Origin of the sequence: Sphingomonas sp. Sph1(2015), from assembly GCF_001970915.1 — a bacterium.
In the GTDB taxonomy this organism is placed as follows: domain Bacteria; phylum Pseudomonadota; class Alphaproteobacteria; order Sphingomonadales; family Sphingomonadaceae; genus Sphingomonas; species Sphingomonas parapaucimobilis.
In genome coordinates this window covers 75221-95078 of sequence record NZ_MQUI01000008.1, presented here as the reverse complement: position 1 = coordinate 95078, position 19858 = coordinate 75221, and the positions used below count along the sequence as shown (strand labels likewise).

14 protein-coding genes and 1 tRNA gene are annotated in these 19858 nt (G+C 66.3%); 4 read left to right on the top strand and 11 right to left on the bottom strand.

What is annotated here, in order from left to right; genetic code table 11:
* Positions 1-47: 47 nt before the first annotated feature.
* Genes BSZ14_RS05465 through BSZ14_RS05455 form a run of 3 tightly spaced genes read left to right on the top strand, consistent with a single transcriptional unit; the run spans position 48 to position 3722 of the window.
* Entirely contained in the window at positions 48-1439 is a 1392-nt protein-coding gene (locus BSZ14_RS05465) for an APC family permease (protein WP_076710134.1), read from the top strand.
* Positions 1436-2359: a carbohydrate kinase family protein gene (locus BSZ14_RS05460; RefSeq protein ID WP_076710133.1), complete on the top strand. Its 924-nt coding sequence runs from the start codon at positions 1436-1438 to the stop codon at positions 2357-2359. Before BSZ14_RS05465 ends, BSZ14_RS05460 begins: the two co-directional genes overlap by 4 nt.
* Entirely contained in the window at positions 2343-3722 is a 1380-nt protein-coding gene (locus BSZ14_RS05455; RefSeq protein ID WP_042490809.1) for a family 4 glycosyl hydrolase, read from the top strand. Before BSZ14_RS05460 ends, BSZ14_RS05455 begins: the two co-directional genes overlap by 17 nt.
* A 325-nt stretch (positions 3723-4047) precedes the next feature.
* Here BSZ14_RS05455 and BSZ14_RS19605 read toward each other — a convergent pair whose 3' ends face one another.
* The 10 genes from BSZ14_RS19605 to BSZ14_RS05410 all read right to left on the bottom strand — a co-directional run bounded on the left by BSZ14_RS19605 (position 4048) and on the right by BSZ14_RS05410 (position 17594).
* The gene (locus tag BSZ14_RS19605; RefSeq protein ID WP_158069181.1) at positions 4048-4188 is read right to left on the bottom strand and encodes a hypothetical protein; all 141 of its coding nucleotides are present in this window, start codon (positions 4186-4188) and stop codon (positions 4048-4050) included.
* Positions 4189-4494: 306 nt separating this feature from the next.
* Positions 4495-4571, bottom strand: a tRNA-Pro gene (locus BSZ14_RS05450).
* 49 nt (positions 4572-4620) lie between these two features.
* Entirely contained in the window at positions 4621-5112 is a 492-nt protein-coding gene (locus tag BSZ14_RS05445) for a nucleoside deaminase (RefSeq protein WP_076710132.1), read from the bottom strand.
* A gap of 53 nt (positions 5113-5165) precedes the next feature.
* Entirely contained in the window at positions 5166-7025 is a 1860-nt protein-coding gene (locus BSZ14_RS05440) for a glycoside hydrolase family 2 protein (RefSeq protein WP_083748130.1), read from the bottom strand.
* Between the two features lie 83 nt (positions 7026-7108).
* Positions 7109-8428, bottom strand: a complete 1320-nt coding sequence (locus tag BSZ14_RS05435) for an alpha/beta hydrolase family protein (protein ID WP_076710131.1) — start codon at positions 8426-8428, stop codon at positions 7109-7111.
* Positions 8428-10734, bottom strand: coding sequence for a TonB-dependent receptor (locus BSZ14_RS05430; RefSeq protein ID WP_076710130.1), 2307 nt, complete (start codon positions 10732-10734; stop codon positions 8428-8430). Before BSZ14_RS05430 ends, BSZ14_RS05435 begins: the two co-directional genes overlap by 1 nt.
* A gap of 231 nt (positions 10735-10965) precedes the next feature.
* Positions 10966-13350 carry a glycoside hydrolase family 31 protein gene (locus BSZ14_RS05425; RefSeq protein WP_076710129.1) on the bottom strand — a complete coding sequence of 795 codons (2385 nt, stop codon included), beginning with the start codon at positions 13348-13350 and terminating at the stop codon, positions 10966-10968.
* The gene (locus BSZ14_RS05420) at positions 13347-14612 is read right to left on the bottom strand and encodes an MFS transporter (protein ID WP_042488106.1); all 1266 of its coding nucleotides are present in this window, start codon (positions 14610-14612) and stop codon (positions 13347-13349) included. Before BSZ14_RS05420 ends, BSZ14_RS05425 begins: the two co-directional genes overlap by 4 nt.
* Positions 14613-14727: 115 nt before the next feature.
* On the bottom strand, positions 14728-16317 hold the full coding sequence (locus BSZ14_RS05415; protein ID WP_076710128.1) for a glycoside hydrolase family 43 protein: 1590 nt from the start codon (positions 16315-16317) through the stop codon (positions 14728-14730).
* Entirely contained in the window at positions 16314-17594 is a 1281-nt protein-coding gene (locus BSZ14_RS05410; protein ID WP_076710127.1) for an MFS transporter, read from the bottom strand. The genes BSZ14_RS05415 and BSZ14_RS05410 overlap by 4 nt, the downstream gene beginning before the upstream one ends.
* A 74-nt stretch (positions 17595-17668) precedes the next feature.
* On the opposite strand from BSZ14_RS05410, the gene BSZ14_RS05405 reads away from it, so the two are divergent.
* On the top strand, positions 17669-18709 hold the full coding sequence (locus tag BSZ14_RS05405) for a LacI family DNA-binding transcriptional regulator (protein WP_076710126.1): 1041 nt from the start codon (positions 17669-17671) through the stop codon (positions 18707-18709).
* Between the two features lie 162 nt (positions 18710-18871).
* On the opposite strand, the gene BSZ14_RS05400 is transcribed toward BSZ14_RS05405, so the two are convergent.
* A complete protein-coding gene (locus BSZ14_RS05400) occupies positions 18872-19858 on the bottom strand; it encodes a glycoside hydrolase family 43 protein (RefSeq protein ID WP_076710125.1) in 987 nt (328 codons plus the stop codon).

The window sequence follows — 19858 nt, the reverse complement described above, 5'->3', positions numbered from 1 at the left end:
TGCATGCCTTCCAAAGCGGCGGCGAACATGGTCGGAGCTTATCCCGCATGACCGGCCTGGCGATGCCGTCCGAGCGCTCTGCGCCTGTCGAGGCGACGCCGCGCACGCTGGGACTGGCTGGCGGGCTTTCCGCCAATCTGCTGAACATGATCGGCATCGGCCCCTTCATCACCATTCCGCTGGCCCTGTCCGCCATGGGCGGTCCACAGGCGCTGATCGGCTGGTTGCTGGGCGCGCTGTTGTGCATCTGCGACGGAATGGTCTGGGCCGAGCTGGGCTCCGCCGTGCCGCGCTCGGGTGGTCCATTCCATTACCTGCGCGAAGCCTATGGCCCCGCCAGGCTGGGACGTCTGTTCGGCTTTCTCTACCTGTGGCAGACCATGCTGATCGGTCCGATGTCGATCGCATCGGGCACCGTCGGACTGGCGCATTATGCGACCTTCATCTGGCCGTCGCTGACCGGATGGGGCATCGCGGCCGTGGCAGCGGCGATCTGTCTGCTCAACACCGGATTGTTGTGGCGCGATGTGCGGTCGATCGAGCGCCTGTCCATCACGGTCAGCGTGATCGTGATTGCCGCCTGTCTGTGGATCATTCTCAGCGGCGCTTTGCATTTCGACGCCGGGCGCGCCTTTTCCTTTCCCAAGGGGGCCTTCTCGCCGACCACCGCCTTCTGGACGGGCCTGGGCGCGGCGACGCTGGTCGGCGTGTATGATTATGGTGGCTATAATGCCGTCTGTATGCTGGGCGGCGAAGTGCGCGAGCCCCGCCGCACCATTCCGCGCGCGGTGCTGATCTCGATACCGCTCGTCGCTTTCCTCTATATCGGCCTGAACCTGTCGATCCTGGGCGTGCTGCCCTGGCGACAGGCGATGAAGAGCAATGCCGTGGTCGCCGACTTCATGCAGGCCATCTACGGCTCGGCGGGCGGGGTCACCGTGGCCGTCCTGATCCTGATCGCCAGCTGGGGATCGGCGCTGATCGTCCTGCTCGGCTATTCGCGCGTTCCCTATGCCGCGGCCGTCGAAGGGGAATTCTTCGCCCGCTTCGCCCGACTACATCCGCGCGGGAATTTCCCGACCGTCGCCCTGCTGTTCATGGGAGGGGCGTCGGCTGTGGCCTGCCTGATGTCGCTGGACAATCTGATCGCGGCGCTGATCGTCGTGCAGACGCTGTTCCAGTACACGGCGCAGTGTTTCGCGGTCGTGCTGCTTCGCCGCCAGCGCAAGGCGGACGCCGCGCACACTTTCCGCATGCCGCTTTATCCCCTGCCGGTCATCGTCACCCTGATCGGATGGCTGTTCATCGTCGGCACCAGCCGCCCCGTCCATGTCCTGGCCGGCATCGCCGCGATGATGATCGGCACCATCGTGTTCCTCGTGGTCGCCCGTGCCCGCGCGAGTTGGCCCTTCGCCCCGAAGCCCGAGCCTGTCCTATGACCCATCACCCCGACGTCGCCGTGATCGGCGAGATCTATGTCGATCATGTCTTCAGCGGCTTTCCGACCTGGCCGCAGCCCGGCGAGGAAATCGTCACCGACTCCTATGTGCGTGAGATGGGCGGCGGGGCGGCGGCCACCGCCTGCGGTCTGGCGAAACTGGGGCGCAGCGTGGCGCTGGTCGGACTGGTCGGCGCGGATGACATGCCATGGTTCCGCGAACGCCTTGCTCGCTTCGGTGTGGCCAGTGACGGCCTGAGCATCGGCGACGGCGCGACGGGTACCTCGATCAGCGTTTCCACAGCGCAGGATCGGTCCTTCTTCACCCATATCGGGGTCAACCGGCAGGTCGGCGTCCTGGCCGTTGGCAAGGGATTGAAGACGCTGAAGAATGCCCGGCATGTGCATTTCGCCATGCCCCTGCCCCGCGACGTGGCCGATATCGTGCTGCCGGAACTAACCGCCGCCGGGATCACCACCTCACTCGACATGGGCTATCAGCCGGTATGGCTCGCCGATCCGGCCAATGGCCCGACGCTGACCGCCATCGACCATCTGATACCCAACGAGAAGGAGGCCGAGCTGATCTGCGGCAGCGCCGACCCGGCTGCCTATCTCGACCACGCCGCCCTCATCGGACTGCGTCACCCCATGGTGAAACTGGGTGCGCGCGGGGCCGCCGCGTTGGAGCATGGCATCATCGTCCAGGCCGCTCCGCCCGCCGTCGTGGCCGTGGACGCCACCGGCGCGGGCGATGCCTTTGACGCAGGGTTCATCGACGCGCTGCTCGATGGTGGCGACGCGCTTGCCCGCCTGCGTCGCGGCTGCCTGACCGGCGCGCTGTCCACCCGCCAGCCCGGCGCGCTGGCCGCCATTCCCGATACCCAAGAACTTCGGAGTTTTTATGACCGCACCTACTGACCGCAAGCTGACGCTCATCGGCGGCGGCGGTGTCCGCACGCCACTCGTCACCTTCGGCGTGAACGATGCCGCCGAGGCGTTGGGCGCGCGCGAACTGGTCCTGTGGGATCCGGACGCCGACCGTCTCGCGATCATGGCAGCGCTCGGCCGAGCCATCGTCAAGGCCGAGGGCGGCGACCTGATCGTCCGCGAGGCATCCTCGATCGAGGACGCGGTCGAGGGCGCGTCGTTCGTCATGAACTCGATCCGCGTCGGTGGCATCGCCGGTCGCGCCGCCGATGAGCGCACGGCCATCGAACACGGCTTTCCCGGACAGGAAACGACCGGCCCGGCGGGTGCGGCGATGGCCCTGCGGACGGTGCCGATCGCCATCGAACAGGCCCGGCTGGTCGAACGCCTGAGCCCCGACGGCTGGGTGGTGAATTTCACCAATCCCGCCGGCCTCATCACCCAGGCGATCAGCGATCATACCAATGCGAAGATCGTCGGCATCTGCGACACGCCGACCGAGCTGTTCCATAACATCGCCCATGCCCTGGGCGCGACGCTGGCCGATGTCGAATGCGACTATGTCGGCCTGAACCATCTCGGCTGGGTGCGCGGCATCCGGCTGCACGGCGAAGACGTGTTCGACCGCGTATTGGGCGACGACGCGGTCCTGGACAAGCTCTACTCGGCCCCCGTCTTCGACAAGGCGATGATCCGCGCCCTGCGGCTGATCCCGACCGAATATCTGTTCTTCTATTACGAACGCCGCCGCGCGCTGGCCAACCAGTGCAAGCACGGCGCCAGCCGCGGCACCGAGGTCGAGGCGTTGAACGTCGACCTGATCGCGACGCTGCGCGATCGCCTGTCGGCGGATGACGGCGCGGGTGCGATCGCGGCCTATGCGGCCTATCTGAACCGGCGGTCGGGTTCCTATATGAAGCTGGAAGCCGAGGGCGGCTCCGCCTTCGATCCCGAGTCGACCTTCGACATCGATCCGTTCCGCGTCGCCAGCGGCTATCACCGGATCGCGATCGACGTGATGAGCGCGCTGACCGGCGCGAAACCCGCCACGATCGTGGTCAACACACGCAACCGGGGCGCCCTGCCCGACCTGCCCGAACGTTCGATCGTCGAGACGTCCTCGCGGATCGAACGGGACTCGATCACCCCGCTGCCGATCGCGCCCTTGCCCGATCCGGCCATCGGACTGGTCCACGGGATCAAAGCCTATGAGCGCGCCGCCATCGAGGCAGCCCTGACCGGCGAAAGGCCGACCGCCCGCAAGGCGCTGTTGATCCATCCGGCGATCGGCGAGTGGGACCCGACCGGCGCGCTGCTGGCCGACCTGCTGGACCCGACCTGCCAGCATTGCTGAGCCGGGACGCGGCGCAGTGACGACGGATCGCGCCCGCGTGGTAACGGGCACCACGCGGCGGACCCTGATGCTCGGTTCGGCCGGTCTGGTCGGGCTGAGCGTCACCGGCGCATCAGGGGCCGCGCCCACGGCCCTCGACCACGAGGCGGCCTAGGCGATTTGAGCCTCCGGCGCCGGGGTTCGCGCAAACCACTCGCCACCAACCCAAGCATCGGCAAAGCGGTTGTGATAGACGCTCTCGTCAGCCTTTGTGCCCGACACGTCAGCTCAGATATGCAGACGTGACGCCCTGCCGGTTTGCAGGCGATAGAGGCGCTCGCTCGGGTCAGTCGACCAACCGATTTTCACCGGCCCGGCTTTCTGACCGCAGAAAAGAAACGTAGCCCTGCTTGAGCGGCTGAGGCTTGGCACCTTTTCCAGAAGCCAATTTGCGCAAATGCCGCAGCCCCTCCTCAGTCGTCGTCATGGATTGTCTCCGAAGACGGCGACGCGATATTGGCACGGCCGGGACCAGTCATGCGCCCATGCCGATCGGATGAACAGTTCGCGATCGCCATAGCGCGGACGTGTCAGCGCGTTTGCATCAACGGGGCGTTCACCGCCGCGCCAATCCACCCAAGCCTGTTCGGCATCCGCGAGCGAACTGCCAACCCGTTCCGGGACTATTCCGTGGTTTTGATTTCCCATGATTTTCACCTGTCTCCGGTCTGTTCCGGTTTCAGATGACTGGTGACGCTTTCGTCAGCGCAAGAATGGCGAATAACAGCCATTCTGGTCGGGGAGACAGGATTCGAACCTGCGACATCCTGCTCCCAAAGCAGGCGCGCTACCAGACTGCGCCACTCCCCGACAGGGGTTGGCCCTTAGGGGAAGCGGGGCGGTGGGTGCAAGGGGAATTTCAAAGGTTGGCTTGTTCGTCTTCCGACAGGTCGGCATCGGGCGGGTAATAGAGCGCCGCGCATTCCTCGCGCAGGCAGCCGCCCTCAATCACGATGTCATTGCGGTAAGCGTCGGCGATGAAGCCCAGCGTATCGACGTGCCGCGCCTCGAAATACATCGCATGGACGTCATCGCGGCCCGCGCCATAGACTACGCGGCCGACCTTCGACCAGATCGAGGCCATGGTGCACATGCCGCAGGGTTGCAGCGTCGAGTAAAGCGTCGCGCCGCGCAGTTCGAGTTCACCCTCCCCTTCGCAGGCGCGGCGGATCGCCATCATCTCGGCATGGGCGGTGGCGTCGGGCAGTTCCTCGGTCTGGTTGCGCTCGGCGGCAAGAACCCGGCCGTCGAGCACGATCACCGAGCCGAGCGGCGAGGTCGAGGGATCGGAGCCTTTCGACCGCGCGACCTCGATCGCCATGCGCATCCATTTTTCGTCGTCCTGGGTCATGGCGGGGTTAACGCCGTGGCCCGGCTTTCGGGTTCAAGCTTTTGAAATCCCACCTATCGCTGTTCGGCCTTCGTGCCATAATAATCGCTCAGCACACCGAAGGCCTCCTTGCGCTGTCCGGTCTCGGAGATCAGGCCCTTGCGGTTCCAGCCCTGCTGGAAATCGGGGTTCTGGCGGCGGGGCGAGCGGAAGTCCTTCAGGATCCAGGGCGACATGCCGCGCAGGGTCGGCACATGGTCCGCCATGCCCAGCGTGGCGCGGTAATAGTCGGCCTGAAACTCCTCGGAAAATTTCTGCTTGTTCGCCGGATCGTGGAAACCCGCCCGTGCATCGGCGCCGAATTCGGAGAAGATCAGCGGCTTGTCGGCGGGCACCCGCCATTCGCTGCGCGCCAGATCGGTCAGGCGATCCGGGGTATACCAGCCATTATAGGTGTTGATCGCCATGACATCCAGCGCGTCGGCCAGCGGATCGGCGAGGGTCATCACGGGGTGATCGGCGCCCTCCCCCCGCTCGACCAGCAGCGCGGCGCTGACCAGACGGGTGTCGTCCAGCCGCCGGACATCGCCGACCAGCGTGCGGAGGAAGACATTGCGGGCGTCGGTCACGGGCGTCTCGTTGGCGACGCTCCAGATGGCGATCGAGGCGCGGTTGCGGTCGCGCAGGATATTCTCCGCGAGCATCATCCGGGCGCGGTTCAGCGTGTCGGGGTTGGACCAGGCGACGCGCCAATAGACCGGCACCTCGCTCCAGACGATCAAGCCGAGTTCGTCCGCCAGCCGCACCGTCACATCGGAATGTGGATAATGCGCCAGCCGGACGAAATTGCCGTGCAGCCCGTCCTTGATCTCGGACAGCAGCGCGCGCGAGGCGGCCGGGGTCATCGCGCGGGTGGGATCGACGCCCAGTTCTTCCTCATGCATCGAGATGCCGCGCAGGAAGATCGGCTTGCCGTTGAGCAGGATGTCGGCGCCGCGTCGCTCGATGGTGCGAAAGCCGATGCGGTCGCGCCAATGGTCCTCGCCCGCCGTCACCGCCACGTCATAGAGCCGGGGCCGCTCGGGCGACCAGCGGACCAGCGCGCGGGGAGCGGCCATGGTCGCGCGCCAGTCGCCCTTGGCATCGGTGGTACCCGCCCGGTCCAGCCCCAGCTCGGCGATGCGCAGCCGCATCGGCCGGTTCGCCGCCTGCGGCCCGTCGAGATGCACGTCCACCGCCATGCGACCATCGCGGGTCAGGCACACCCAGGCGTCGTCGACATAGGTATCGGGCGTCTGGATCAGCCGAACCGGCCGGGTGATGCCGCCATAATTTTCCCAATCGGTGACCGGCGGCGGCACGGTGGCTTCGGTCGCCTGGCTGTCGACGCCGACTGTGACCTGGTTCATCCCGTCGCGAAGCAGCCCGGTGATGTCGAAGGCGAAGGGCGTGAAGCCGCCCTCATGCTTTCCGACCGGCTTACCGTTCAGATAGACGATGGTCGCGTAATTGGCCGCGCCGAAGCGCAGGAAATAGCGGCCCTTGCGGACGGCGGGCGCGGCGAAAGTCCGTTGATACCACATCAGCCCGTCATAATGGCGAAGCTCGGGTGCCTGGGTCAGCCAGGACGACGGCAGCGAGGTCAGCGGCGAATGGGGCAGGTCGAATTCGTAGAGGACGCGGCTGTCCTTCGCCATCTCGGTGCGAACGTCCACGTCCTTCCACCGCTGCTGCCCGCTATCGGGCATGCCGCCGTGAAAGCCCGAAATGCCGGAGCGGAACGGGTCGATCGAGTAATGCCACGGCCCCGACAGGTCGGTCCCGTCACGCAGATCGGCCGCCGCGAGAACGGGACCGGGCCGGGGCGCGGCATCCTGTGCGTAAAGCGGCGCGCCTGTGGCCAGCATCATGCCCGCCGCGGCATATCCCCACATGGTCCTGCCCATCACGTCGCTCTCCCGTCATTCGGCCGGTCCTGACCGCCAGCCTTGGTCGTCAGTCTAGACCCCGCCCCCGTTCATCTCCAGCCGGGTGCGGGGCGATATTCGAAGCTCATGCCGACCGCACGGCCGGGCTGGAATCCCTTCCACACGGTCGAGGCGGGCGGGCCGGGGCTGTATTGCGCCACCCGGCCGACCGGCGCGCCCGGCCAGCGGCCCGCATCCGACTGCACCGTCAGGCCGTTGAGATAGGCATCCATCGCCGTCTCACCCTTCACATAGCGGTCGAGAAAGGCGGTGATGAAATGGGTCTGGATGGGCAGCAGCCGGTCCTTGCGCCACACCGCGTCCTCGAACCAGTCCATGTCCCAGAAACGCTGCCGCATCGCGGGCGGTGCGGGTGTCAGGGCGATGCTATGCCCGGCCTGGGCAAAGGTCAGCAGATAGCGGGGGGCCGACGCGGGCGCCGTGAACAGCGCACGCGCTGCCTCATGCCCGACGACCCGGTCATGATCGCCGACGACGATCAGGGTCGGCACGGGCACCGCGCCCACGCCCTGCCCCGTCCAGATCGGCACCTCGCCGAAGCGGGCGGCGGGGGCCAGCGCAACGATGGCCTTGAGGTGCTTCGCGCGCAACGCGCCCGCCCGATCGGCGGCATAGGGGGTGAGGATGCCCCGGCTGAGCTGGCCCATCGCCGGGTTCAGCGGTGCCCCGCCGACCGTCAGTACGCCGTAACCGCCCATCGAATAACCGATCAGCGCGGTTCGGGTCGGATCGGCAGCGGCAAATATGCCCTTATGCTGGTCGGCACGGGCCTGCGCCTGGGCGGTGACGAAGGCGATGTCGAGCGGTCGCCGAGCGATCGGTCCCGCACGGGCGGCATCGGTACGGATACTGATCGGCGGATCGCGAAAGGCCGGGGCGACGACGACATAGCCCTTGCTGGCCAGATTTTCACCGAGCCAGGAAAGGACTTCGGGCGTGTTCCCATAGCCATGCGCCAGGATCACCAGCGGGAAACGGCCCGCCGCGGCCGGACGGTCGGGCGAAGCCAGGCCGGGCAGATCGAAGACGACGTCGCGGCCATCCTCGCCCGACAGGGCGGTATGATAGGTGGTCCCCCGCCCCGCCGAGGCCGCCGGATACCAGATGAGCAACGGCAGTTCGCGATCGACGATGGCAGGCCGGTCCCTGCCCTGGAGCGGATCGGCCTGCCCCGGCTGGACGAAACGGTTGCGCTGTACGCCGACCGGATAGCGTCCCAGCCGGGCAAGTTCGGGGGCGTCGACCGGCGGGCGGGCCGGGGCATCGCCCTGCCCCGCCCCCGGCATCTGCGCGGTGGCGACAGCGGCGAGCGTCGCCACCGCCGCCAGCCCCAGACCGACCCGGCGCATCAGAAGTTCAGGCCGAGGCGCATCCCGGCATAGCGGCGGAAGTCGCGCGGCAGCACCGCTTGGGTCGCGATGTTGTTGCCGAAATTACCCGCCGTGTTCACCAGCGACCCGTAATATTGCTTGTCGAACAGGTTGTTGACGAAGGCGACCAGCTCCCATCGGCGATCCTCCTCGCGCACGCCCAGGCCGACATTGACGATGCTGAAGGCGGGCTGGAAGGTCTGGGGATCGCGTGCCTGGAAAAACAGGCTGCTCTGATATTGCCAGTTCACCTGCGCCACACCGCGCGTGGTCGTGGTCAGGCGCGGCGAATAGTCCAGATTGGCGTTGAACTTCCACTTGGGCGCCTGGATCGCGGTGGTGTCGGTCAGGTTCTGGCTGGCGGGGGAGCCGGTGCAGCCCTGCGCCGCGGTCTGGAGCGGATAGCATTGGGCGACCCCGAACTCGGTATATTTCGCGTCGAGATAGGTGACGGCCCCGCCCAGGTTGAAGCTGTCGCTGAACCGCATCGAACCCTCGAACTCGACGCCCTTTGTATTCAGCTTGCCGACATTGGTCAGGCGATAATTGGATGTGCCATCGGCCAGCGTCTCGATCGTCTGGGCCTGAAGGTCACGGTAATTGGTGTCGAACAAGGTGACGTTGGCGGTCAGGCGGCGGTCGAGGAACTGGCTGCGGATACCCAGTTCCTTATCGCGCGAGCGTTCAGGGCGGATCGGCCCGGCCAACGCACGATTGCGGTTGAAGCCGGTCGTCAGATCGTAGGTCTGGCCCTTGTAACCGGTCGCATAGGTCACGAAGCCGTTGATCGTCGGGCTGAAATCATAGCGCAGCGTGCCGCGATAGGTGCCCGCCGTGTCACTGGCATGACCCGCAAAGGCCGTGCCCGCCAGATTGTCGCGGAAGGTATAGCTGACCCGCTCGTTCTGCACGCGACCGCCGCCGGTGAAGGTCAGGTCGGGCACGATCGTCCAGTCGACCTGCGCAAAGGCCGCGACCTGGCGCGACTGCGACGTGGCATACCAGTTGGCGAGCGAGAAATACGGCCCGCGCTGGAACGGGCGATTGAACTTCACATTCGCGCCGTAGAGGCCGACCGTATAGCGGAACGGCTTGTCCGCGTCGGACTGCAGGCGGACTTCCTCGGTCACCTGCTCGGAATTAAACACGCCGATCTGGGTGTTGTTGCCCAGATTGCCCGGTGCCGACGTGTCGTCATGGTCCAGATAGTCGTTCAGGTGGAAACGGTCGTACGAACTGATCGTCACCAGGTTCAGCGAACCGATGCCGAACTCGCCACGGATATAACCGCCGCCGCCCTCATATTTGGTGCGCGAGTCGTAATTATTGCTGATCGTCTGGTTGTCCGGCCCGACCACGATGCCGGGCAGAACGACCGATGGGGTCAGCCCGGCAGTGCCGCGCAGCCGGGCATTTTGACCGAATGCCAGGAAGGGGCGACCGACCGTGGTGTTGCCGTTGACGTAATTGCCCGAGATGACCAGCGCCGCCGTATCGGTCGGCTCCCAGCGCAGCTTGCCGCGCAGGTTCAGCGTCTCGCGGCCATTGACCCGCTTGCCGTTGAACAGGTTGCGGATATTGCCGTCCCAATTGTTGTAGGCGGCGGACACGACATAGCCGAGCTGCTCGTTGATCGGACCAGACACGCTGAAGTTCACGCCCTGCTCGCGATCGGTCGTCGCCACCGCATTGGCGCGGATGCGCAGTTCCGAGGTCGGGTTGCGCGTGATCAGGTTGACCAGACCCGCAGAAGCCGACTTGCCGTAGAGCGTGCTTTGGGGGCCGCGCAGCACCTCGATCCGCTCGACATCGGGCAGGTCGGTGAAGGCGCGCGCCTGGAACGCCAGCGGCACCTCGTCCACCAGTACCGCGACGCTGGATTCGACGCCGATCCCGAAGGCGAAGGTGCCGACACCGCGGAGCGAAATGTTGGAGTTCTGCGGCTGTTCGGCCGGGCGGACGACCAGCGAGGATGAGACCTTGCCGATATCGGTGAAATTGCGGACACCCGCCGCCGCCAACTGGGCCGGAGCGACGACCGACACGGCGAGCGGCACGCGCTGGACATTCTCGGCGCGCTTGTTGGCGGTGACGATGATGTCGCCTGCGCTGGCCGGTTCGGGCGCGACGTTGGAGGTGGGGCCGCCGGGCTGTCCCTGTGCCGCCTGGGTCAGTTGCGCCTCATCGGCTGGCGATGGTGCGGCCTGCTGAGCCGAAACCTGACTTGCCGCCGACAGCGATGCGATCATCGCCGTCAGGGCCACGGTGGAACGCAGCATCTTCATCCTTCCCTCCCATTGCCGCCGGTCTTGGCCGGTCTGGCCTTGTCAACCAAACATACCGAATGGCCTTACCAATGCAATGCTGTTGTTAGACCTGCGCAGGCGGGTTGCTTTGGTTGCGCTAATACAATGAAGAATTGCAAACGTGTGCGACATTTGCGCATCACTAACCAGCGCCAGATACGCAAAAGCGCCCGGCCAAGGCCGGACGCTCTCGCTTGCCCGATCGAAACGTCAGACGGTCAGATGAAGGCCGCGTCGTCCATCCTGCTCGACCGGCATACTATCCGCGCCTTCGACGATCAGGGCTCGGCCGTCGCCCGGCGGGAGCAGAAGGGTCATGCCGCCCTCCGCTTCCCCGTCGCGTGACACGGCGACGACGACCCGCTCCCCATCGGCTTGGCCGGTCAGATGCCAGCGCGTGACCGAGCCATGACCGTCGCCGCTATCGTCCATGCCGGTCCAACGGACAGCGCCGGTCGAGGGCGGGAAGAGCCACAGCCCACGACGATAGGGCTCAGGCCGCCAGCCGCCCCGGGCAAGGTCGACCAGCATCGCTGATCCGCTCCGCGCGAATAGCGGCGGCGGGCCATCAATTGGCGCGGCGACATCGGCCTTTACGCCACCGGCGAAACGCTCGCCCGTCCAGACGTGAACCCATTCGGTTCCACCCGGCAGTTGCACCGAACGGCGCTCCGCCCCTTCATCCATCACCGGGGCGGCAAGAACATCCGGCCCCAGCATATGCTCGTCCCGCTCGCCCCAGGCCGCTGGGTCCTGCGGGAAGTCGGCCCAGAGCGGGCGGACCATCGGCTCGTAATCCTCATGATAGCGGTGCAGCAGGTCGTAGAAGAACGGGATCAAGGTCTGGCGCAGCGCCATCAGGCGGTGCATCGCGGGCAGCACCTCCGGATACATCCAGGGCTCATTGACCGTCCGGTCGTCGTTCCAGCTATGGATGCTGAACCGGGGCATCAGCACCCCCGCCTGCACCCAGCGGATCAGCAGCTCCGGCGACGGCGCAGGCCCGGAAAAGCCGCCCACGTCATGGCCGCTGTTCGACACTCCCGACAGCGCCAGCCCGATCGACTGGCGGACATTGTAGCGGATCGTCTTCCACTCGGTCCGGTTGTCACCCGACCAGGTTTGCGCATAGCGGTGCAGTCCCGCCATGCCCGATCGGGTGACGACATAGGGCCTTGTATCGGGCCGCGCGGCGACCTGCGCCTGACGCGAGGCGCGGGTCATCAAGATTGGCTGGACCGGGCGCATCTCCGATGCCGGGCGGGCCTGGCCAAAGCCGTCGACCATGGCGCGGCGGTCCCACAGTTCATATTCGTTATTGTCGTTCCATGTTGCCTCGATCCCGTGATCGAGCAGCGCGGTGGTAACCTGATCGCGCCACCACGCCGCCGCCTTCGGCAAGGTCATGTCGATATAGCTGCCGACCTCGTCCCAGAACTGCGCCTCGACCGGCTCTCCGTCCGCGTTCGCGACGAACAGTCCGGCCGCCGCCACCTCGTCATAACGCGGATGGCTGCGCAGCAATGCGGGCTTGATATTGGGCACCAGCCGGACACCTGCCTCGGCATAGGAAGCGACGAAGGCAGCGGGATCGGGGAATTTGTCGCGGTTCCAGTGGAAGACGTACCGCTTGTCGCCGATCGACGTGTAGCCCGACGACAAATGGAAGGAGGTGCAGCCCAGATCATGCCGCTTGCACAGCTCCAGGAACCCCGCCATCTGCGCCGCCGCGTCGGGCGCATCGGTGTAGGTCATCGTCGAACCCGAATAGCCCAGCGACCAGCGCGGCATCAGCGCCGGACGCCCGGTCAGCCAGGTGAAGCGCCGCGTGACCGCCAGCGGGTCCGGCCCCGCGATGATCCAGCGATCCACATCCCCGGCATCGGCCACGACATGGCGATAGAGGCCGTGATAATTGTCCAGCTCCTGCCCCAGGTCGAAGGTGACATCGGCGACCGTGTCGTAAAACTCGCCATGGCAGCGCCCCTCGGAATCGGCGACCAGCAGATAGGGGATCGACTTGTAGAGCGGATCGCTCGTCTCGGCATCGAAGCCCATCGGGTCGACATTGGTCAGGCGAAAGCGCCCACCCGCCCGGTCGGTATCGCCCGTGCGGTCGCCCAGTCCGTAGAAGCGCTCGCCCGGCACCCGCGCGGCATAATGATGCGCGCGGCCGTCCCACCATCCGAAGTCATAGGCCTGGGTCGGGCGGTCCTGCGTGATGACGTGCCAGCCTTTTTCGGCCCGCTGTTCCCAGCGGCCATGCAGGCCGTCCAGAGTGAGGGTCACGCGAAGCCGCGCAGTCGCGACGATCAGGTGCCCGTCCGTCTCCTCGCAAGTGAAGTCGGGGCAAGCGAAGCCCGACACGTCCATCCGATCGCGGCCCGGTTCGGCAATGTCCTCGACCCCCGGCGCAATCGCCCAACTGGGCGGGCTGGTCACGCGCCCCTCGGCCAGCAGCAGAAGGCGCGTCATGTCCTCCTCCAGCACGAAGAGGTGCGCGACCGCGCCGGTATCGGCGGTCAGCGTCAGCCGCCCGCGCGACTGGCCGGTGATGGCGAAGCGCGGCGGCTGGGAAAGGGTGGCGCGCCTCATTGGCCGGTCTCCTGGGTCGTGGTGGCGAACGGCGTCAGCCGCCGTATGAAGATGATGAGCACCGCCGCCCCGATCAGGTCGAAGACCGCCAGCACGGCAAAGAGCGGCGCATAGCCGACCGTATCGGCCAGCTGCCCGATCAGCAGCGAGAAGAGCAGCCCGCCGATCCAGCCCGCCTGGCCGATAAAGCCATTGGCGGTGCCGACCTCGGCCGGGGCGAACACATCGGCTGATAAGGTATTGATGAGGCCGGAGATCATCTGATGGGCGAAGCCGCCGATGCAGAACAACGCGATCGCCGTATAGGGGCTGGCGGCCAGTCCGATACAGCCCGGCGCGATCATCAGGACCGCGCCCAGTACAACGCCGGCGACCCGCGACGGGATCAGTGAGACGCCACGCTTCATCAGCCAGGGCGAGAGATAGCCGCCCAATATGCCGCCGACATCGGCCGCCAGGAAGGGCAGCCAGGCGAACAGCGCGATCTGCTTCAGGTCCATGCCGCGCTCGCTGGCGAGGTAGAGGGGAATCCAGAAGCTGAAGGTCTGCCACGCCGGTTCGGCCAGGAAACGCGGCACCGCAATCACCCAGAAGCGCGAGGTGCGCAGAATATCCTTCGCCTTGGCGCGCTGGACCGGCCCCTTGGGCTTTTCGACCGCGATCATCGCCTTTTCCTCGGGCGTGATCGCAGGGTGCTCGTCGGGCGAGCGATAGAAGATGTACCAGGCAGCGGCCCAGAAGATGCCGACGCCTCCGGTGACGATGAAGGCTGTGCGCCAGTCGGCCCACAGCGCAACCGCCACCACCACCGGAGGCGCGATCAGCGCCCCGAGCGAGGTGCCCGCGTTGAACCAGCCGACCGCCACCGAGCGCTCGCGCGCCGGGAACCACTCGGCCACCGCCTTGATGCCCGAGGGGATGGCCGCGGACTCGAACAAGCCCAATATGCCGCGATAGATGGCCAGGCTGACCCAGCCGATCGCCAGCGCGTGCATCATGTTCGCCGCCGACCAGGCCAGGCCGAACAGCGCGAACCCGGCGCGCAGGCCGAAGCGGTCGATGAACGCCCCCGCCACCGGCTGCATGATCGTATAGGCCAGCTGGAACGCACCGACGACATAGCTGTATTGCTGCGTCGACATGTGGAGCGCGGACTTCAGCTCGGGCGCGAGGACGCCCAGGCTGTTGCGTGCCAGATAATTGGCGATCGTCCCCGCGCAGATCAGCGCAACGATCCACCAGCGCAGATTGCGTACCCGCAAGCCCGTCACTCCCCTACCCTCTCCCGGCGCATCGCGGCGCCGATGTCTGGGGCAAGCTTAACGACGGGAAAGCGGCCTGTCCATATTGGTCTAGCCAATCAGGCCGATCGATTGCTCAATCGCCGTCAAGTCGCTCGACATAGTGGAAATAGCGGAAGTCTGCCGGATGACCCGACCCGCTCATATCCTGACACGCCATGCCGACAAAGGCACCCGTGAAATTGGGCAAACCGGCCAACGTCGCCTCATCCGAGAGGATGGAGGCGTCGAAGGTCTGCGAAAGCCACGTCCATTCCGCCGCTCCCTCGGCACGGAAGGCGAAGCGGAGTTCCTCGTGATCGACCACCGCCCGCAACTCGATCGGGCCAGCCGGGGCGGGTGTTGCAGGCCCCATCAGGCTCTGTCCCTCCCCGTTCGGGAGGACCGACAGGACCTGGATCAGCTTTTTGCCCGCATCCCCGGCCGTGATCTGGAGGAAGTGGTATTTGGTGCTGTTGTAATAGGCGACGATCCCGGCGGCCTGCTGGAAATGCTCCGGCTCGTAATCGACGACCGTCCGCACGTCATAGCGGAAGGCGGTCTGGCGGCGGGCGACCAGCGCCTGTTCGAAATGGCTGCCGATCGTTTCGCGCCCGAACAGTCGCAAATGGCCGGGACGTTCGGTCAGGCTGAAGATATGGTCCGGCTCGGGCGTGCGCAACCATTGGAAGGCGGCTGGCAGAAATGGTGCGTCGAACTGGTCCCGCGCCTCGACCGGCGCGGGGACAGCCGCCACCGGCGTCGGTTCGGCACAGCGCAGCCAGCCGTCCGCGCCCCACTCCATCCGCCGGATCGCCGTCTCGCGGCCCAGCACGCAGCGATTGCTGACGGGCAGCGGACGGCCGCAGAGAAAGGCCATCCACGTCTCACCGTCCGGCGTCTCGACCAGATCGCCATGCCCGGTGCGTTGCAGCGGCGCGTCGGGCGTGTCGCGCGCGGTCAGCACCGGGCCGTCGGGATGCACCTCATAGGGGCCGAACAGGTCGCGCGCGCGCGCCATCGTCACGGCATGGCCGCGCTCGGTTCCCCCCTCGGCGACCAGCAAATGATACCAGCCGTCGCGCTTATACAGATGCGGCCCCTCGGTGAAACCCAGCGCCGTGCCGTCGAAGATGCGGCGACGCTCGCCCAGCAGGCGGCCGGTGGTCAGGTCCATCTGCTGGATCACGATCCCGGCAAAGCGCTTGCGATCGGGGCGATGGTCCCACAGCATGTTCAGCAGCCAACTGCGCCCGTCATCGTCATGGAACAGCGCCGGGTCGAAGCCGCTGCTGTTCAGATGGACGGCATCGGACCACTCGCCGTCGATCCGCTCGCTCGACGCCCAGTAATTGTGGAAGTCGCGGAGCGACGCGCCCTTCGCGCCGTCGACGGTGGTGCGGCCATAGCGCTTGACGTCGGTGAAGATCAGGTGGAACCGCCCACCGGCATAGCTCAGATCGGGTGCCCAGACGCCGCAACTATCGGGGTTGCCCCGCATGTCGAGCTGGCTCGCCCGGTTCAGCGGCCGCGCCACCAGCGTCCAGTTCACCAGATCGCGGCTATGGTGGATCTGGACGCCCGGATACCATTCGAAGGTCGAGGTCGCGATGTAATAATCCTCGCCGACGCGCACGATCGAGGGATCGGGATTGAAGCCCGGCAGAATGGGATTGTTCGGGGTCATGCGGGTTTGCGCACCAAGGTCCAGAGGAGAGCCGCGCCGGCCAGATCGAGCAGGCCGAGCAGGATGAAGAAGGGCTGATAGCCGACCTGATCGACCAGCGAACCGAGCGTCAGGGTAAAGATCAGCACGCCCAGATTGGCCGCCGTCCCCGACACGCCGGTCGCGGTCGCCACCTGATCCTGCGGAAACAGGTCGGAGCATAAAGTGATGACGGTGACGGACAGCGTCTGGTGGGCGAAACCGCCCAGGCACAGCAGCGCGACGGCGGCGACGGGACTGCCCACGCTGCCGACGAACATCATGCCGGTCATCAGCACCGCACCCAGCGTAAAGGCCCCGCGCCGCGCGTCGATCAGGTTGACCCCGCGCCGTTGCAGGGAGGCGACGACCGCCGGTCCGAACAGGCAGCCGAGATCGGCGGCCAGGAAGGGCAGCCAGGCGAACATCGCGATCTGGGTCAGGTCGAAATGCCGCGCCTGGACGAGGTAGAGCGGCATCCACAGCGACAACATGCCCCAGACCGGATCCGCCAGGAACCGCGCCGCCGCGATCGCCCACAGGTTGCGACGGCGCAGCAGCTCGCCCAGCGGCGGACGGCGGCGCTGCTTGACGAGCGCGGCCTCCTGCCCCTCGACGATCAGTGTCCGCTCCGCCTCCGACAGCGCGCGGTGACGGGCGGGCGTCGCATACCAGAAGAGCCAGGCCAGCACCCAGAGCAGCCCCAGCCCGCCCGCCACGAAGAAGGCCGCGCGCCAGCTATGGTGGAACACCGCCCAGGCGACGAGCGGCGGCGCGAAGACCGCGCCGAACGAGGCCCCGATCTGATAGATGCCGCCCGCGACGCCGCGCTCGCGCGCCGGGAACCACTCGGCGACGACCTTCATGCCCGCCGGTTGCGCCGATCCCTCGACCAGACCCAGCGCGCCGCGAAGCCCGGCAAAGCCCAGCCAGCCATTGGCGAACCCATGCCCGATGGTGATGCAGGACCACACCGCGACGAACAGGGTGAAGCCGATCTTCAACCCGATCAGGTCGAGCAGATAGCCCGCCACCGGCTGGAACATGATGCCGAACTGAAAGGCGCCGGTGATCCAGCTATATTGTTCCGAACTGATATGCTGTTCGGCCATGATTGCGGGCGCGGCGACACCCAGGATGCTGCGGGTCAGATAGTTGATGACCATCGCACCCACGAACAGCGCGATGATCGTCCAGCGGATATAGGGAAAACCCTTCACATGCGGTCCTTCGGCCTGTTCGGCATATGTCGTTCCCATTGACCTGATGCGGCATGCCGGGGCACGGCTGTGGCTGAGCATCGGCATAGCGTGAAGCCCGATGACGGGACAGGATGACCGTGACCAAGACCCGAAAGCGCCCACGCGGCGTGACCATCATCGACGTGGCCAAGGAGGCTGGCGTCTCGCCCATGACCGTCTCGCGCGTCATCAATGGCGATGCGGGCGTGCGCGACGAAGTGCGCGTCCATGTCCGCGAGGTCATCAAGCGGCTGAACTACACCCCCAATCTGATGGCGCGCAGCCTGGTGACGGCCAGCGAGGTCCGCATCGGCGTCATCTATTCCAACCCCAGCGCCGCCTTCATGAGCGAATTGCTGGTCGGCGTGTTCGAAGAAGCCTCGACCCGCGCGGCGCAGCTGTTCCTCCTGAAGGGCGAACAGGGCCGCCCGCCGACGCGCGAGGCGATCGAGGGGCTGATCGACCAGCGGATCGCGGGGGTCATCCTGGCCCCGCCGCTGGGTGAATCCGACTTCGTCCGCGACATCATCCGCGAGGCACGGTTGCCCATGGCGGTGATCGGCGGCGTCGCGCCCGATGCCGTGTCCGTCTGGATCGACAATGCGCGCGCCGCCTATGACATGACCCGCCACCTGATCGCCCTGGGCCATCGCCGCATCGGCTTCGTCCACGGCAATCCCGGCCAGTCGGCCAGTATCGAGCGACTGGCGGGCTTTTGCCGCGCGGTCGAGGAAGAAGGCGGTCTCGAAACGCGGATCGTCCAGGGCGATTACAGCTATGCCTCGGGCCTGCGGGCAGGCGAGGAACTGCTGGCCGGGGAAAGCCCGCCAACCGCGATCTTCGCCAGCAACGACGACATGGCTGCCGCGATCGTCTCGGTCGCGCATCGGCGGCATCTGGACGTGCCGGGCGACCTGACCGTGGTGGGCTTCGACGACAGCACCGCCGCAACGACGCTCTGGCCGCCGCTGACCACCATCCACCAACCCGTCCGCGCGCTGGCGACCGAGGCGTTGCAAAGGCTGATCCAGGAGATTCGAGGCGGGGTTCCGGCGCCGAACGGCCAGCCGCGCGTCACGGTGCTGGAGCATCAACTGATCGAACGCGATTCCACGGCCCCGCCGCGTTACTAGAATCGGATGGCATGACGTACAGTCTCCCCTCCCCTTCAGGGGAGGGGCAGGGGGTGGGGCGCTTCCGCAAACAAGCGGCTCGTGGAGATGCCCCACCCCAGCCCCTCCCCTAAAGGGGAGGGGTTCGGCCTGAAACCGTAAAATGCCATGCTCCATTAGCCCTTACCGCGCCGAAGCCGTCACACCAGCATCGGTCTGCACGACCGGCTTCATCGTCCCGTCGGAATTATAGTAAAGCCGCTCGACCGTCACCGCGCGCCGTCCGATCGCGCCGCTCTGGTCGCCGATGGCGAGGTTCGCATTGTGCAGGAACAGGTAGGACTTGCCCTTGAACTCGGCGATGCCCGGATGGATCGTAAAGCTGTACTTGCCCGAACCCGTCAGCAGCCCGCGATAGGTCCATGGCCCCTTCAGCGAGGTCGCGGTGGCGTAGGAGATATGCTCGTCCCGCTGCGTCGTCCGGTCCAGCGAGGCATAGGTCAGGTAATAAAGCTTGCCGCGCTTGTGCAGCCACGGCCCCTCCTCGAAGTGCGGCGGCGTGATCTCGGTGATCGGGCCGTCGATCTCGATCATGTTGGGCTTCAGCCTGGCGATATAGCATTGCCGGTTGCCCCAGGCGATCCAGGTCGTGCCGTCGTCATCGGTCATGACGGTCGGATCGATGTCTTCCCAGCTATGCGTACCCTTCGGCGTCATCTCGTTGGTGATGAGCGCCGATCCCTTGGCATCGACGAACGGGCCGGTGGGCTTGTCGGACACCGCGACCGCGATCGCCTTGCCCGGATGGCTGTTGTCATGCTCGACCGCAGTGTAGAACCAGTATTTGCCGTGTCTATAGATCGCCTGGCTGGCCCAGGCGTCCTTCTTGGCCCATTTGAAGTCCTTGACGTTCATGATGGCGCCGTGCGGCGTCCAGCTCTTCATGTCGGTGGTGGAATAGACCAGCCACTCCTTCATGTTGAACATCTCGTCGCGCTGCGCTTCGTCATGCCCGACATAGAGGTACAGCGTGTTTCCCACGACCAGCGGCGCGGGATCCGCCGTGAAGCGGTCGCGGATGATCGGGTTGCTCCCCGGCCGGTCGGCCGCCAGCGCAGCCCCCGACGCGGCCAGCAGCAGGGATGCGATCGTCCGCGACTTCGTCATCAT